Below are 15,641 nucleotides of genomic sequence, written 5' to 3' on the forward strand. Positions count from 1 at the left end.
CAAGAAACATGCCTATAAGTTCGGTTCTCACAATATCGAGAACAGCACCTACGTCATTCGTGGCTTAGGATCACATCTTCTTTCGGCTGTATAACAGAGTCGAGAACTCATCCATTTGCTTTTGTTCTCTTTGATCTTGCAGCTTTGCTTTCTCTTTCTGCTTTTTCTCCATCAACCACTCGTAGGATTTACGTTTTTTTCGTAACTCCATCCAGTAGCTTTGGCAGTTGTCGACTTGATTTTTAAAGTGGTGCTCGGCTTCTCTCTGTTTGGATAACGTCTCATCCAACTGAGTTAAGAAGCGGTTCAAGTGACCATATTGGCTCGCCGTTAAGCCTGCCTTACCGCGGTCAACGAGCTGCTGACAGTAATCCAGTCGATACTTTTCAATCTGCGCAACTTGTTCATAGTATCCTTGCAGCTCAGAGTTCGCTTTGTTGAGCGCGAGTACGGCTTGGTTCTCTTGATCTTTGGCTTGATCGAGCAAAAATTCTAATGCGTTATCCATGACTAACCTTATTCACTCGTTAGCCACCCAATACATGTTTCAACATGTTGACGCACATGTCGTATGGGACAGTTTCTTTCATCTTCTGCTGCAAGTACTCATCCAGTTTTGGTTTCAACGTGAAGGCACTATCGATTGCTGGATCCGTTCCTGGCTTGTATGCACCAATCGACACCAAATCTTGGTTTTTACGACAAATAGACAGCACTTGCCTTACCGCTTTCGACATCAAGACATGTTCTTCAGTGGTAATTTGCGGCATAACACGACTGACGGATTTCTCAACATCAATCGCCGGGTAATGACCCGCATCGGCCATCTCACGCGACAACACAACGTGACCATCGAGAATCGCTCGCGACGCATCCGCAATCGGATCTTGTAAGTCATCGCCCTCGGTTAACACGGTAAAGAAAGCGGTAATTGAACCTTGTTCATCATTGCCGTTACCTGCTCGTTCCACCAGCGCAGGAAGCTTAGCGAAGACTGATGGCGGATAACCTTTGGTTGCTGGTGGCTCACCCACAGACAGAGCAATTTCACGCTGAGCCTGAGCAAAACGGGTCAATGAATCCATTAGTAACAGAACATCTAAACCTTGGTCTCGGAAGTACTCGGCGACAGCCAACGCGGTTTGACAGCCTTTTAAACGCATCAATGGTGATGAATCTGCAGGAGCGGCAACAACAACCGAACGTTTACGGCCATCTTCACCAAGAATCTCTTCAATAAATTCTTTAACTTCTCGTCCACGCTCACCAATTAGCCCGACTACCACCACTTGTGCCGTTGTGCCTCGAGTCATCATGCCGAGCGTAACCGACTTACCCACACCAGAACCCGCAAATAGGCCGATACGCTGCCCTTTCCCCACCGTGAGCAAACCATTAATGGCTTTTAATCCTACATCAAGTGGTTCAGAAATCGGTTTACGAGCTAGAGGGTTGATTGGCTCAGCATTAAATGAAGCGCGTTGCTCAGTATAAATTGGACCTAGCCCGTCGAGTGGATTACCGACACCATCGATCACTCGACCAAGCAACTCCATCCCAACCGGAATACCGCTCTCTGAGGTCATTGGCGTGACACGAGCGCCAGGTAATATCCCAGTGATTTGCTCACTTGGCATCAAAAATAGATTATCGCCAGAGAAGCCGACCACTTCTGCTTCCATATGACCAGACATGGTTTCAACTAAACACAAGCTGCCGATGGGTGCTTTACAGCCCGTCGCTTCCAGCGTTAAGCCAATTACTCGTACTAACTTACCTGATGCAATTGGTCGCGATTTTAGCCCTTCGACTTTGTATTGGCTAAGACGGTTCGCTAACTCAAGCATTACTCATGGCCTTGGTGACGGTTTACGCCGCAGAAACTATGAAGCACGTTCTTCACACGCTCTTCCATGCGGTAATTAACACTCGACTCACCCGCTTCGATTTGTACGTCACCACGATTGAGTGCAGGCTCTGCCACCAGCGTCCAATTACGGCAATCCAATTCAGTCTCGCCATACGCAGAGCGAATAATCGCGACGTCTTCAGGGTTAAGCTTCAATGTGATCGCGTGACCAGAGATCGGCAATGACTCTACCGATTCTTTGACGGTATCTAATATGATCTGTGGGTTGGTTTGTACTTCAACATGAACCACTTCTTTGACCATGGTCAGCACCATGTCGACCAGTTGTTTCTCAACCTGAGCGTTCATTAGCTCCAAAGGTTGGGCAAACTGATTAGCAAGTCCCATAAAGATAGCAACTTGCTGTTGAATATACTCCTGACCTGCAGTTACGCCTTCAAGCTTACCGGCTTCGTTGCCTTCTTCGTGGCCTGCAGCAAAACCTTCTTCTTTGCCTTTTTCATAACCTTGCTTAAAGCCCACCTCTTGGCCTTGATGCAGTCCTTCCTGATAAGCGCCTTGTTTAATCAGTTCGATTTGCTCTTCAGTCAGAACCAGTTCTTCATCTTCAATGGCTTCTTCAACGGTTGGCATCCAACTAGGGTCGTAGTTAAAGGCGGTTTCTTTGGCTTGTTTACTCACATCAGAGGTGTAATCTGGCAGCCCCCATTTTTGAGGTTGAGCTACCGTATTATCTTCTTCAGGGCGAAGGAAGCCGCGTTTTCTATCACCTGACATATCAGTACCTATCTATGAGTAAGTCAAACTGCATTGTAAATTCAAGCAGTTAAACTTAATTAATTTATGGTTCGAGATTGGATAAAAAAAGCCCCAGCAGTGTGGGGCTTTGAGGTTTCTGTATTAAAGGAACTCGTCGGCGCCACCAGACAGCATAATCTCGCCACTGTCTGCCATTTTCCTCGCAATCCCCAAAATCTCTTTCTGAGCCGCTTCAACGTCAGAAACTTTCACTGGCGGCATCGCCTCAATATCGTCTCTCATCATATCTGCTGCACGTTTCGACATGTTCTTGAAGATCTTCTCACGTAAACCTTCATCAGCGCCCTTAAGGGCTTTCTGTAGAACGTCTTGTGGAACATCACGCAGCAACCTCTGGACACCTTGATCATCAACTTCAATAAGGTTTTCAAAGACAAACATCAGATCTTGAATCTGCGTTGCCATGTCTTCGTCTTGGTCACGGATTTGATCCATCAAGACGCCTTCCACGTTGTTGTCCATGTAGTTCATGATCTCAGCCGCGGCTTTCAGGCCACCAATTTTGGCAGCTTGAGCACCCGCTTGACCCGCGAACTGTTTCTCCATGATTTCGTTCAGTTCAGCAAGCGCCGAAGGTTGTACTTCTTCAAGGTTGGCAATACGCATCATCAGATCCAGACGAACGCGTTCTGGGAACTGAGACAATATTTCTGCCGATTGGTCAGAATCGAGGTACGACAACACAATGGTTTGAATTTGAGGGTGCTCGTTGATGATAATGCTCGCCACCTGACGAGGATCCATCCACTTAAGCGAATCCAAACCTTTCGAACCTGTGCCGAGGAGGATTTGGTCAACAAGGTTATTCGCCTTATCTTCACCAAGGGCAGCCACCAGCGCATTACGCATGAAGTCTTCGCTGCCCATACCAATGTTGGTATACTTCTGAATATCATCCAAGAAAGCACGGTGCACTGCGCCTACTTTCTCTTGGGATAGGTCTGTAGCTCGCGCCATCGCACTACCCACACGCTGAACCTGCTTTGGCTCTAGGTGACGAATAATGCCAGCAGCATCTTCTTCATTTAAACTTAGCAATAAGATCGCAGCGCGTTCATCGCCTGAGATAGAGTCGATATCCACGCTAGAGACATCAAGCACTTCACCGCCTTCCGTTTGTTGTGGATCTATTTCGTTAGCCATCTACCATCCAATTTTTAACTACTTGAGCTGCTAGCTCTGGTTCATTCGCTACGAGTGCACGCACTGCTTTCAGCACGTCTTCGTCTTTATGAAGGTTTGGTAAGTCAATACTTGAACCAAACTCAAACAGTTCGCCACCTTCGATATCTCCACCAATTAAGCTGGTTTCGCCATCAGCACCAATTGGCATACCGTCAGGACCATACATCTGTTCATCGTTATCCGCTGCAGGATTAAGCAGTTTTTTCATTGCTGGACGAACAAGCACCAACACCACCACAATGATGACCAACGCACTTGCGAACCAACGTACCCAATCATTAAAGTTTGGATGCTCCCAAATTGGGACATCTGGGACAATGTCAGTGACTTGTGGTGCAAACTGCATGCTTAATACGTTGAGCAAATCGCCACGGGTTTCATCAAAACCCACAGTGCCAATCAAAACCTGGCGAATCGCGTTGATCTCGCTCACAGGGATTGGCGTGTGGACCACTTCACCCGTATCTGGATTCAATGATTGACGGTCTTTTATCGCGACAGATACTGTCTGACGGTTAACCGTTCCACTCTGTTTACGTTCGTGGCTAATGGTTGTGTCTAACTCGAAGTTTCGGGTCGCTTCTTTATGAACCGAACCTTGGCCCGTCAAAGAACCATCTTTCATTTGGGCAACATCTTGTGGAATTGAGGCATCAGCAGGTGGCTGATTACTCAAAGCACCAGGAATTCCGGCAACCGTATTGCCATTATTGTAGTCTTCTAGCGTGTACTCACTTCGAGTCGCGGGGGTATTTGGATCAAAACGTTTTCTCGTTTGCTCCACCGCACTAAAATCGAGCTGAATATCCACCTGAGCGGTATAGTTACCAAACCCAAGAATAGGAATCAGAATAGAGTCAATTTTTTCACGCAGCGCTTGCTCTTGGTTACGCTCTAATTCATGTTCTTTACGACGCGCCGCTGACATAGGGTCTTGAGAGCCTGAGCTCAACAATCGACCATGCTGATCGGTTACGGTAATACGTGAGGTTTTCATTCCCGGAACGGCACTCGCCACCATATCCACAACAGAATCCACTTCTTGCTGCTTAAGGTTGGTGCCCGTTTTAAGGGTTAGGAATACAGAAGCAGAGGCTTCTTGATTGTGACGCACGAACACACTTTGCTTTGGCAAGGCCAATAAAACCTGTGCTTTACGAACCTGTTTCATCTGTTCAATGGCTTTCGCAAGCTGTCTTTCACGGCTTAACTTAAGGCGCTCTTGCTCCAAACGTTGTGACACACCAAAACCCATATCTTGCATGAGAATGTCATCACCCGCGTTTCGCTCTTGGTTCAAACCAGCTCGAACCATATTCAACTTCAGAGAGTTGTACTCGCTGGCAGGAACAGAGATAGTGTTGCCTTCAAGAGAGTACTCGATCTTTTGCAGATCTAAGTAATCCAGAACGGGGATCAACTCTTCTGTTTCGTAAGCCCCTAATGGACGCATTTCTGGCTCTTTTACCCAGAAAAACAGCATAACAATAAGCGCTACACAAATAGAGATGGAAAGAACTAATACAACCTGACGAAGTAAATCGAGATCGCCCACGGCCATATCGAATTTCGATGAACTGCGTTCCCCCAGATCGGGATTTTGCCCTTCTCCGTCAAGCTCAGAACCTGCAATAAGTGCGTGATCGTTACTATCGTTTACGGTTAAATCTGTTGTTTGACTATTATCTGCCACTATTTAACTACCTAAATTATACCGGCATATTCATCAGCTCTTTGTACGATTCGACCAATTTATTTCTAATTTGGATCGTCGCCTCAAAAGCCACACTAGATTTATTACGAGCAATCATCACATCGGATAGAGACACGCTTTGGTCACCACTATCAAAACGTGCTTGAAGATTACCTGAGGTCTTTTGTAATGAGTTCACATTATTGATGGCTTTCGTAAGCATGTTGCCAAAATCTGCACCGACCGCTTGCCCTGTTACTGTAGGACGCGCGCTAGCAGCTTCAACCATCATTGCCTGCATTTCGCCTTGTAAACCATCTATTTTCATCTACCACCTCAGGAGTCAAAATTATGACTATCTATTTCGCTGTATTATTGACTGAGCAATTAGCGTGCCACACATTATTTTGACTAGACATCGTACTACAACAATCAGAAAGCTGGCACTACTAATCTATCCTCAGTTTGGGATATCTATTCCAGCATCGCGCATTTTCGCCAACTTATAGCGCAATGTACGAGGGCTAATGCCCAGTTTTTCGGCCATATCTTTGCGTCGACCATTGCACGCGATCAAGGTTTCAAGAATTATTGCATACTCTTGATCTCTAAGCTCATTACCAAGTCCTTCACTACTAGCTACTACTTTATTGATTGGGTTTGCTTCAGAAATAGGTTTAAGTTCTGGCGCCACAACATCACTGCCTTCAACAATTTGTTGGAGACCACTCGCATCTTGCCAATCAACACCTTCAAGAAGGATATGCTCACCAGATATATGCTCTTTCTCACTCAATATTAGAGCACGCTGTACCACATTGTCTAATTCGCGAACATTGCCCGGCCACGGATAATTGACGAGTTTGCTGATCGCTTGCGCTGACATAACCGGTACAGGCATACCAAGTTTGGTGCAATGACGCTCAACTAAGTGCTTGGCTAAAGGCTCAATATCCCCTTTTCGCTCACACAGTGGTGGCCAAGAAATTGGGAATACATTCAAACGGTAGTATAAATCCTCACGGAAATTCCCTTCAGAAACATACTGTTTAAGGTCACGGTTACTGGTCGCTAATACACGAACATCCAATTTGATGCTCTTACGACTACCTAATCGCTCAACTTCGCGCTCTTGCAAAACACGCAGTAGTTTGGCTTGTAGGCTAAGATCCATCTCACTGATCTCATCCAACAGAATCGTACCGCCCTGCGCTTGCTCGAATTTCCCCGGGCAAGCTTGAATAGCGCCAGTAAATGCGCCTTTTTCATAACCAAACAGGGTCGCTTCTAACATGTTGTCTGGGATCGCCGCGCAGTTAATTGCGACAAACGGGCCATCTTTTCGGCTAGAAGCATTGTGAATGTAGCGAGACATCACCTCTTTACCAGAACCACTCGGGCCTAACACCATGACGTTGGCATCGGTTTTCGCAACTTTATCAGCGAGCATCATTAGCTTGATACTTTTTTCATCAGCAACGATAGCGTCACCATTGTCATCCGACTTAACGGGAGCATAGCGGCTCACCATGTTTAGCAATACTTCAGGCGCAAATGGCTTCGCCATGTAGTCGATCGCGCCCTCTTTCATTGCCGCCACGGCATCTTCGATGTTGGCATAGGCAGTCATCAACAGTACCGGTAAATTTGGCCAATGCTGCTTGATGTTTCGCAATAGTGCCAAACCACCCATGCCCGCCATTTGAACGTCAGACACAACAATATCAACAGAGTTGGATTTTAATTTTACCAGAGCATCTTCCGCACTATCCGCTTCCAGCCATTCATAGCCAGCAAGCGCGAGAGTATCGACAAGGGCTTCGCGTAGACCTTCATCATCTTCGACGATTAACACTTTGCTTTGAGCCATAGGATTCTCCAGTGTAAATTCAGTTCAACTTATTAGTCTTCAGTAGAAGCGCTTCTTTCAAGTGGCAAGCACATGGTAAAACATGCGCCATCACCTTCTTCTGAGATCAATTCCAGCCGGCCTTCATGGGCTCGACATACCATTTGTACAACCGCTAAGCCTAAACCTGTACCTTGAGAACGGGTGGTAAAGAAGGGTTCCATAATTTTACCTTGAAGCTCCTTGGGTACACCGGGGCCACTGTCTTGTACTGATATCTTAAGTTCACCGTTTACCGGTCTAAAAAACACATCAATCTGCGATTCCTTACCAGCAATTTGAACCGCATTCAAAACCAAGTTGCTTAACGCCGAAGCGATCGCATTAGCATTACCAAACATTTGAGTCTCTTCGCCTTCAACTTCTTGGCAATAATCAATCTGGTTGGTTTTTAATGCCGCTTCAACCATGGGATGGAATTCATTGATCAATTCAGCCACAGTAAATGGCTTAACTACTTTGTTGTCGCCACCTTTAGCAAACAACAGCATATCATTAACTTGCTTCTCTAAGTCATGCAACCTGTCCATAAGCTTAGATTGAAAACGCGTCTTTGTTGCCGACGGTAGGTTTGGCGCGGCAAGGTTTGATGCATACAGCATCGCGCTAGAAAGTGGAGTGCGAACCTGATGCGCAAGCGAAGCTACCATTCGACCTAACGACGACAAGCGCTGGAGATCACTCACACGAGATTGCAATAGGCGAGTCTCAGTCAGGTCGGTAATCAATATCAGTTGACCTGTCGTAGAAGCGGAAATCGCTAAACGCACTTTTCGTCCGTTCTTTAATGAGATCTCATGACCGTCATCGTCTTTTGGGTCGAAGGCACTTTGAATCACCGAAAACCACTTCTCACCAACTAACTCAACACTGAGAATACGGTGCGCTTCTGGGTTGGCTTCTCTCACTTCACCATGTGTATCTAACAAGATAACACCAGCGGGCATCACATCGAGCACTTGTTTATAGCGCTCAACTTGCTGCTCAACAGAATCTAGATGTGACTGATTTTCTGGTTCGTTAGATACGTGCATATCAAAAATTTGCCTCAAATACTAAAACAGCCTGGCACGTACAATACGAGTCAGGCTATTTGCTATATTTATCACATAGTTAATCAAGCAACAACTCGGCTATGTTTTATCGATTCAATTAGTTAAAGTTAAAATTTAGCTAAAAGTATGTACTATTTTTTGTGTTTTCGTCTAAAGCTAAATACTAACGCTGTAAGTTATATTTACGCATTTTTTCAACCAGAGTGGTTCTTCGCATTCCAAGCATGTCGGCAGCACGAGCAACGATCCCCCCCTGAGCCTCCAAGGCTTGACTAATCATGTTCACTTCCATATCAGCGAGCAGCTCTTTCAGATTAACCCCTTCAGCGGGTAACTCTTGAGGCGCATTCACATTATCGGCAATATCATCTTGCTGATCAAAACTGAAATCTTCGGAAAACAAGTCCGCCAATGCATCGCGCTCTTGTTCTTCTTCAGAGGTAAAGCTATTAAATTCAGGTTGGAACTCAGGAATATCGCTGTATCTGTACTTCGTTGGAAGATGATTAACGTCGACCAGACTATTCGGATAGAGGATCAACATTCGTTCAATGAGGTTAGCAAGTTCACGAACATTACCTGGCCAATCATGTTCCATCAAAGAGTTGATGGCACGCGGCGTAAAGCAAATAGGCATGCTACCTTCCGCTTCCATTCTGGTCATTAGCTCTTGAAGCAACAGTGGAATATCTTCTTTACGATGTTGAAGTGCCGGCATTTCAATCGGGAAGACATTCAAGCGGTAGTAAAGGTCCTCACGGAAAGATTCATCGTCGATCATATCTTCGAGGTTGCGGTGTGTGGCTGCTATCACACGGACATTAGCTTGAATGGTAGTGTTGCCACCTACGCGTTCAAAGCAACGCTCTTGTAAAACACGCAACAGTTTAACTTGCATCGCCATTGGCATATCACCAATTTCATCAAGGAACAACGTGCCACCTTCGGCTAACTCAAAGCGGCCTTTACGTGCGGTAATTGCGCCGGTAAACGCCCCTTTCTCGTGGCCAAATAGTTCACTTTCGAGCAAATCGGCTGGAATCGCGCCACAATTCACAGGCACAAATGGTCCAGTACGACGCTTAGAATGGTAGTGAATATTACGCGCTACCACTTCTTTACCCGTACCCGATTCGCCAAGAATCAATACGTTAGCTTCCGTAGAAGAGACTTGTTCAATTAAGTGACGTACTTCTTGAATGCCTGAACTTTGCCCCACTAGGCTACGAAACAGCGTGTTCTTACGTGCCGAAGACACAACTTGCCCCCCTTTTCGGCCTAAGAAGTCTTTACAGTGCCTTAATGCATCACTTAATTGAGGGTAGTTGAGAGGAAGCTCGAGTTCGCCAACGAAGTTAGTTAGCTCATCAACCGAGTAATTGTTTTTGCTAATCACAAGTAAAGGAATGTGATTGGCGTGAACAAGCTGTTCATTCAATAATATGTTGAAGCCTTTACCTTTAATTGAGCCGATAATACAGCCTGCCCACGGTAATGACCAGTCAACTTTGCGCGCTTGTTCAGAGCTGATAACTTCACAGCTCTCTCCTACAAACTCTAATATTGTGCTTAAATTGTGACGATCTTGAGCGTTATCGTCGACGACAAGCAGTTTTGCCAAACCTTGCATAAGTAGGAATTATTGCCTTTATTTTGGTGCGATGCGGAAAAACGGTGAGCAACGTAATCGATAAAAACAGAAAAAAATATCAATGATTATGTTTACGTGAACAAATTAAGGAAATCAGCAACGAAAAAAGCCATTAGGCTATCTAATGGCTTCTATTTTATTTGATTAAAAAAATAAGGCAACCAACCAATTAAAGGATATGAGATTGGTTTAAACTGCAATTTTTCGTTAAATACCTACCTCAGTAGAGGTCAAGTTGTGATATTCATTCGGAATTTGGTCCCAAGCGCCCTTAATTTCGCGGATAATATCAACAACATCATCAATGGGTTGTGGATCATTTTTGTGATTTGCCGCAGAAATTTGCGTGATCATGAACTCATAAAGTTGATCTAGGTTTTTCGCTATATCGCCGCCGTCATCCATAGACAGGCAACTACGTAGGCTAATAATGATATCTAAAGCTTTACCAAGTCGCTCACCTTTCACTGGGATATTACCCGCCTGCATTGCCGCCTTGCCTTGGATCAAGCGCTCAATAGCTCCTGCCATTAACATTTGCACAATTTTATGCGGTGAAGCAGCCGTTAGCTGACTATCCACTGATACCTTTTTATATGCCTGTAAAGAACCGCGCATAGTAAACCTCTTCTATAAAAACTTTTTGTATTGTTGAACTGATTTAGCACCGTGACGATACTTGTGTAGGTTTTCACCTATTAGATTCGTCTCAGACTGCATCAATTCGACCAATTTTCTGGTTCTGGCAATGGCTTCAAACCATTCAGAACTTTGCTTAACGTCAGGATGTGAGTCGATTAATTGAAACACGTTTTGCAATAACTGATCTCTGTTATCGACAAGCTGTGTTATTTCTTCAGCATTAATTTCACTTAATTCGAGCTTAGAGATAATTAGTTGATCTAGTTCACAAAGCTTTTGAAGTTGTCCATTCATTTACTAGCCCAACGCATTCATCATACTGCCCAACTGAGACTGCATCTTACTGGTCGCATCTTGCATCGCAGTAAACTTAGAGTGAGTGCGGTTCTCTAGGCTATCCATGCGGCGATCGAGCGCGCTTTGATCATCAGCTAAACGATAATTTTGCTCGACTAAGCTCTTTTCTCTCGTACGAATTGAGCCAGTGATACCAGTGATGCCTTGAATCGCATCTTCGACCTTTTTAGCGAAACCGTTGTTACCACCAAAGAACTCACCCAACTTGTCGAAGTTGTTGTTCAGTTGGCGGTCGAGCATGTCGTAGTTGATCTCTAACGAGCCTTGTCTTGTAGTCGTGATACCAAATTCAGTCAAAGACTTAAGGTTATCGGGTGCACCTTCAATACTTGATGAGAACACACCTTTAAGACGCGAATCGGCGTTACGGACCGTACTGTCTCCAGAAAGAGGACCTTTTTGTCCAGTCATTGGGTCAACGCCCGCTAAATTTTTGGAGACTTGATAAAACTGATTGTAAGAATTGACGAACGCTTCAATATCTTGGCGAACACTATTACGGTCATACTCCACACCAATTTCTGCTGGCGGCTTATCTTTTGGTGTTTTTCCTTTTACCGTAATATCAATCCCTTCCACGGCATCTTCAATCACATTGTTATTACTAGAGAGCTGAGCAACGCCATCCAAAACCACCATTGAGTCTTGTCCAGCTTGAACTTCAGCCATACCACTGTAGGCATCAAAAGCCTGTTGAGCCTGAACCAAGTCAGCTTGTGCTTTATCGACCTTCTCTAAATGCTCACGCTCTTCCGGTTCTAATTTGGCACGTTCAATCTTTTTAGCTTGTTCAGCCGTCAATTCGCCTTTTTGAACTTTCTCAGCCAGATCCGCTTTTTCTTGTGAAATTTTTTCTTCGATACGCGCTTGTTCAGCCTCAAGCTTTTGTTGGGCTTCTTTTGGTGTCACGTAGGAATCGGTCAGCGTACCTGATGCGGCATTGGACCACCCCGGCACATCGGGTGCCTTCTCTATCGCCTTTTCATCAAGCTCAAGTTCTGGAGTGTAATAAGAGTCCAATAACGTACCAGAGGCCGTTTCCGTCCAGCCTGGAATATTATCTTCAGGCATCACCGATTTTGCAGCCTGAGCAGCGTCTAGCGCTGCTCGACCATCGGCTGCAGCCTGCTCGCCGTAGCTAAGGCTATCACTCTGAGCAGAATTACCCTTTCCACCTTCTTGTGGCGGAATCTGATTGCCGTCAGCATCAAGTTGAGACTTATTAGCCTCACTAAAGGGTTCTAAGACTGCAACTTCTTGCCCTGGTGCAGGCTTAGAAAGGATCTCTTGAGCGGAAAGACGAGCTTTCTCCAACGTTTTAACACGCTCTTCAAGAGTCTTGTATTCGAGTTTTTTGAGAGGATTCGCAGTATCAGATTCAACATTGATACTGATCTGCTGATCGGAACCGGACTGGTTCGAGGCAACAATAAGTCGTGGGCCTTCAACATCATTGATAACCGATGCGCGAACGCCTGGGTTGCTATCTGCGCCGTTTATGCTGCGAACAATATCGATAAGTTTCGATCTATCGCCAACTTGTACATCAAAACTATTGTCACCAAGCGAAATCTGCAGCTTACCTGGGCCAAACTTCATATCCTCTGATAGTACATCAGAAGCCACTTTATGGCTCTGGGCAAGCTGCAACACATCGATGGCATATTTGCCAGCGATCGCTTCAGTAGTCGCGGTCGCAGAAACAAGACCTTCATCGGTACTTTCCACTGTTCGCACAGCAAAAGCTTTTTCCTGACGAAAGTTTGTCATCAGGTTTTTCATCGAGTCAAGGGATTCTCTGAGTCTTCCATAGGCACTAATGCTGGTATCGATTCGCGTTCGTTCATTGTCGATTCGTTGCTGTTTAGGTACGCGCTCCGAATCAACAATTTTGCTGACCATGGAATTGATATCCATGCCAGACGAAATCCCCATTGGGCCAAAACTCATTAAATCACCTCAATAATACGACTTAAACCTTCACCTCAAATATTCGACTATTCGAGTTTTGGGCTGCTAGGCGTCTTAGAATTTCAAGCATTTCTTCATCGGGTATTTGGCGAATAATATCACCGGTTGTGGTCTCATAAATGGTCACCACATCCCGACCTGACTCTTCATCGACTTTAAAAGCAACACCCTTGTTAAGAGAGGAGATAAACTCGTTTACCTTCTCCACCATCTTGACTCGCTCTTCATCATTTAGCTCTTGTCTATCTTGAGCTAATTGAATCGCTGCTGCGGTAGCCTCTTCTTTTGATTTATCTACCTTGTCATAAGATGTTGCTTCTTTCAGTCGTGAAGTGCTCGACGCACTACTACCTTCATCGCTTGCAAATTTAATGCCATTGGGTGAGCCATAAGGCTGGATGTTCGATGCGTTGGATGGTATTTCCATAACACTCTCCCTCCCTCCTTTATGAGCCATACAGTAAAACTCTACAAGAGTAGAGTTTACTGCTACTTACCGAAGTAAGTTTAGCCCAATAAGCTTAGAGCTGCTGACGGTGACTGCTTCGCTTGCGCTAAGATAGAAGTACTCGCCTGTTGTAGAATTTGAGACTTCGTCATTGCCGTTGTTTCTTTCGCGTAATCGGTATCTTTGATACGGCTCTTAGATGCATTAACGTTTTCGTTGATGTTGTCTAAGTTGCTGATTGCGTGGTCAAAACGGTTTTGGAAAGCACCAAGAGAAGCACGGTTACTATCAACAGATTTTAGTGCGCCATCAATAATAGATACTGCTTCGTTTGCACCCGCAACCGATGTTACGTCGATGTCGTTAACAGTAACGTCTTTACCAGCACCAATACCTAATTCACCAGCAAGGCTGCCACCAAATTCAACATCGCCTTCAACTTTTTGGCTTGAAGCGAAAAGTTGCAGTTTGCCACCTTCACCTACAGACGCTTTAACATCTTGGCTTTGACCATTGATGTAAGTTGCTAGCTCTTCGATGTCGTTGCCTTCCTTCGCAGAAATAGACAATTCTTGTGCTTCACCAAACTTATCGTTGTATTTGATCGTTAAGTCAGCACCAGCACCTACACGCCAAGAAGCATCTTTGCCTTCTTCTACGCTGTAGCTCTTACCACCCATATCTTGAGTGTCAGTACGCATGTTATTCATTGTGAGCATTACTGCTTCACCAGAATCTGCACCGATTTGGAAAGATTGACTGCCGTAAGTACCGTTAAGAAGCTTGTTACCACCAAAAGAGGTCGTTTCAGCGATACGGTTAAGTTCTGTATTTAGAGCAGAAACTTCTTCTTGGATCGCAACACGTTCAGATTTGCTGTTCGAACCGTTTGAAGATTGAAGAGAAAGGTCACGCATACGTTGCAGAATGTTGGTTGACTCATTCATTGCACCTTCAGCTGTTTGTGCAATAGAGATCCCGTCATTCGCATTTTTCACAGCCATATCTAGGCCACGGCTTTGCGACGTTAAGCGGTTAGAGATTTGTAGGCCCGCAGCATCATCTTTTGCGCTATTGATTTTATAGCCAGAAGACAAACGCTCCATTGATTTTTGAGTACCTTCAGCCGCGCTATTTAGGTAGCGCTGAGCCGTCATTGCAGACACGTTAGTGCTTACATTAATCGCCATAGTTGATCTCCTTTAGGCATTTTTTTTAATGCACCTATGTGACTCTCACCTCACACAAATACATATCAAATTGTTTTATGTACCATTGTCTCTCTCACCTTACATTGGTACATATCATTTCTCTCAATCCCTTTAACGGCCCCTTAGTTAGAAGCTTTAATAAAAAATGTACTTTTTTTCGTATTCTTTTCAACAACAAAGAAAAGTGTGACCGAACTTCAACTAATAAAACATCATTTCCCGCTCCCGTGATTCTCTACGACGAGGAATGAAAGTGATGGGACTCGCTTTACTCCCACTCCTCAGCTCCGCAATTTCCCAGCCCCTTCCGATACCAAACAACAGGCAATAAAAAACCCAGCCGAAGCTGGGTCTGTTTAGCGCTCATCTCTCACCACGAGCTAATTTGTGGAAGCCTAACGTTAACGCTTATGCTCAACAACGCTTATAGTCAACGTGGCCTTTCAATCGATTAACCTAGTAGGCTAAGTGCCGAGTTCGGTGCTTGTTTCGCTTGAGCAAGAATCGAACTTGAAGCTTGAGAAAGGATCTGAGACTTAGTCATCTGAGTCGTTTCTTTCGCGAAGTCGGTATCTTTAATACGGCTCTTAGAAGCATTAACGTTTTCGTTAATGTTGTCTAAGTTGCTGATAGCGTGGTCGAAACGGTTTTGGAAAGCACCCAGTTCAGCACGGTGGCTGTCTACATACTTAAGTGCCGCATCGATTACTGCTACAGATTCTTGTGCGCCACCAACAGACGTTACGTCGATAGTATCAACCGTGACTTCTTTGCCCGCTTGGATGCCTAGCTCACCAGCAAGACCGCCAGAGAAAGACACATCGCCGCTC

General features: G+C 45.1%; 15 protein-coding genes. All 15 read right to left on the reverse strand.

Features of this window, described 5'->3' with window-relative positions; translation table 11 throughout:
* Positions 1-70 precede the first annotated feature (70 nt).
* Positions 71-508, reverse strand: a complete 438-nt coding sequence (gene fliJ / locus ACED48_RS19515; RefSeq protein ID WP_017056876.1) for a flagellar export protein FliJ — start codon at positions 506-508, stop codon at positions 71-73.
* A gap of 19 nt (positions 509-527) precedes the next feature.
* Positions 528-1,847: a flagellar protein export ATPase FliI gene (gene fliI / locus ACED48_RS19520; RefSeq protein ID WP_017056875.1), complete on the reverse strand. Its 1,320-nt coding sequence runs from the start codon at positions 1,845-1,847 to the stop codon at positions 528-530.
* Entirely contained in the window at positions 1,847-2,647 is an 801-nt protein-coding gene (gene fliH / locus ACED48_RS19525) for a flagellar assembly protein FliH (protein ID WP_017056874.1), read from the reverse strand. Before fliH ends, fliI begins: the two co-directional genes overlap by 1 nt.
* A gap of 123 nt (positions 2,648-2,770) precedes the next feature.
* The gene (fliG, locus tag ACED48_RS19530; protein WP_017056873.1) at positions 2,771-3,832 is read right to left on the reverse strand and encodes a flagellar motor switch protein FliG; all 1,062 of its coding nucleotides are present in this window, start codon (positions 3,830-3,832) and stop codon (positions 2,771-2,773) included.
* Positions 3,825-5,567, reverse strand: coding sequence for a flagellar basal-body MS-ring/collar protein FliF (fliF, locus tag ACED48_RS19535; protein WP_017056872.1), 1,743 nt, complete (start codon positions 5,565-5,567; stop codon positions 3,825-3,827). The genes fliG and fliF overlap by 8 nt, the downstream gene beginning before the upstream one ends.
* 16 nt (positions 5,568-5,583) lie before the next feature.
* The gene (gene fliE, locus ACED48_RS19540) at positions 5,584-5,895 is read right to left on the reverse strand and encodes a flagellar hook-basal body complex protein FliE (protein WP_017056871.1); all 312 of its coding nucleotides are present in this window, start codon (positions 5,893-5,895) and stop codon (positions 5,584-5,586) included.
* A gap of 132 nt (positions 5,896-6,027) precedes the next feature.
* Complete coding sequence (locus ACED48_RS19545; protein ID WP_017056870.1) at positions 6,028-7,437, reverse strand: sigma-54 dependent transcriptional regulator; 1,410 nt, start codon at positions 7,435-7,437, stop codon at positions 6,028-6,030.
* Positions 7,438-7,469: 32 nt separating this feature from the next.
* Positions 7,470-8,510 (reverse strand): PAS domain-containing sensor histidine kinase, encoded by a 1,041-nt coding sequence (locus tag ACED48_RS19550; protein ID WP_017056869.1) that lies wholly within the window; start codon positions 8,508-8,510, stop codon positions 7,470-7,472.
* A 184-nt stretch (positions 8,511-8,694) separates the two neighbouring features.
* On the reverse strand, positions 8,695-10,161 hold the full coding sequence (locus ACED48_RS19555; protein ID WP_017056868.1) for a sigma-54 dependent transcriptional regulator: 1,467 nt from the start codon (positions 10,159-10,161) through the stop codon (positions 8,695-8,697).
* Between the two features lie 228 nt (positions 10,162-10,389).
* Entirely contained in the window at positions 10,390-10,800 is a 411-nt protein-coding gene (gene fliS / locus ACED48_RS19560; RefSeq protein WP_017056867.1) for a flagellar export chaperone FliS, read from the reverse strand.
* A gap of 12 nt (positions 10,801-10,812) precedes the next feature.
* Positions 10,813-11,118: a flagellar protein FliT gene (locus ACED48_RS19565; protein ID WP_017056866.1), complete on the reverse strand. Its 306-nt coding sequence runs from the start codon at positions 11,116-11,118 to the stop codon at positions 10,813-10,815.
* A 3-nt stretch (positions 11,119-11,121) separates the two neighbouring features.
* Positions 11,122-13,131: a flagellar filament capping protein FliD gene (fliD, locus tag ACED48_RS19570; protein WP_017056865.1), complete on the reverse strand. Its 2,010-nt coding sequence runs from the start codon at positions 13,129-13,131 to the stop codon at positions 11,122-11,124.
* Between the two features lie 22 nt (positions 13,132-13,153).
* Positions 13,154-13,579, reverse strand: a complete 426-nt coding sequence (flaG, locus tag ACED48_RS19575) for a flagellar protein FlaG (RefSeq protein ID WP_017056864.1) — start codon at positions 13,577-13,579, stop codon at positions 13,154-13,156.
* A gap of 80 nt (positions 13,580-13,659) precedes the next feature.
* Positions 13,660-14,790 (reverse strand): flagellin, encoded by a 1,131-nt coding sequence (locus ACED48_RS19580; RefSeq protein ID WP_017056863.1) that lies wholly within the window; start codon positions 14,788-14,790, stop codon positions 13,660-13,662.
* Between the two features lie 472 nt (positions 14,791-15,262).
* A partial coding sequence (locus ACED48_RS19585; protein WP_371694040.1) for a flagellin occupies positions 15,263-15,641 on the reverse strand: 379 nt, incomplete at its 5' end.

This window comes from Vibrio sp. 5S239 (assembly GCF_041439575.1).
Classification (GTDB): Bacteria; Pseudomonadota; Gammaproteobacteria; order Enterobacterales; family Vibrionaceae; genus Vibrio; species Vibrio kanaloae.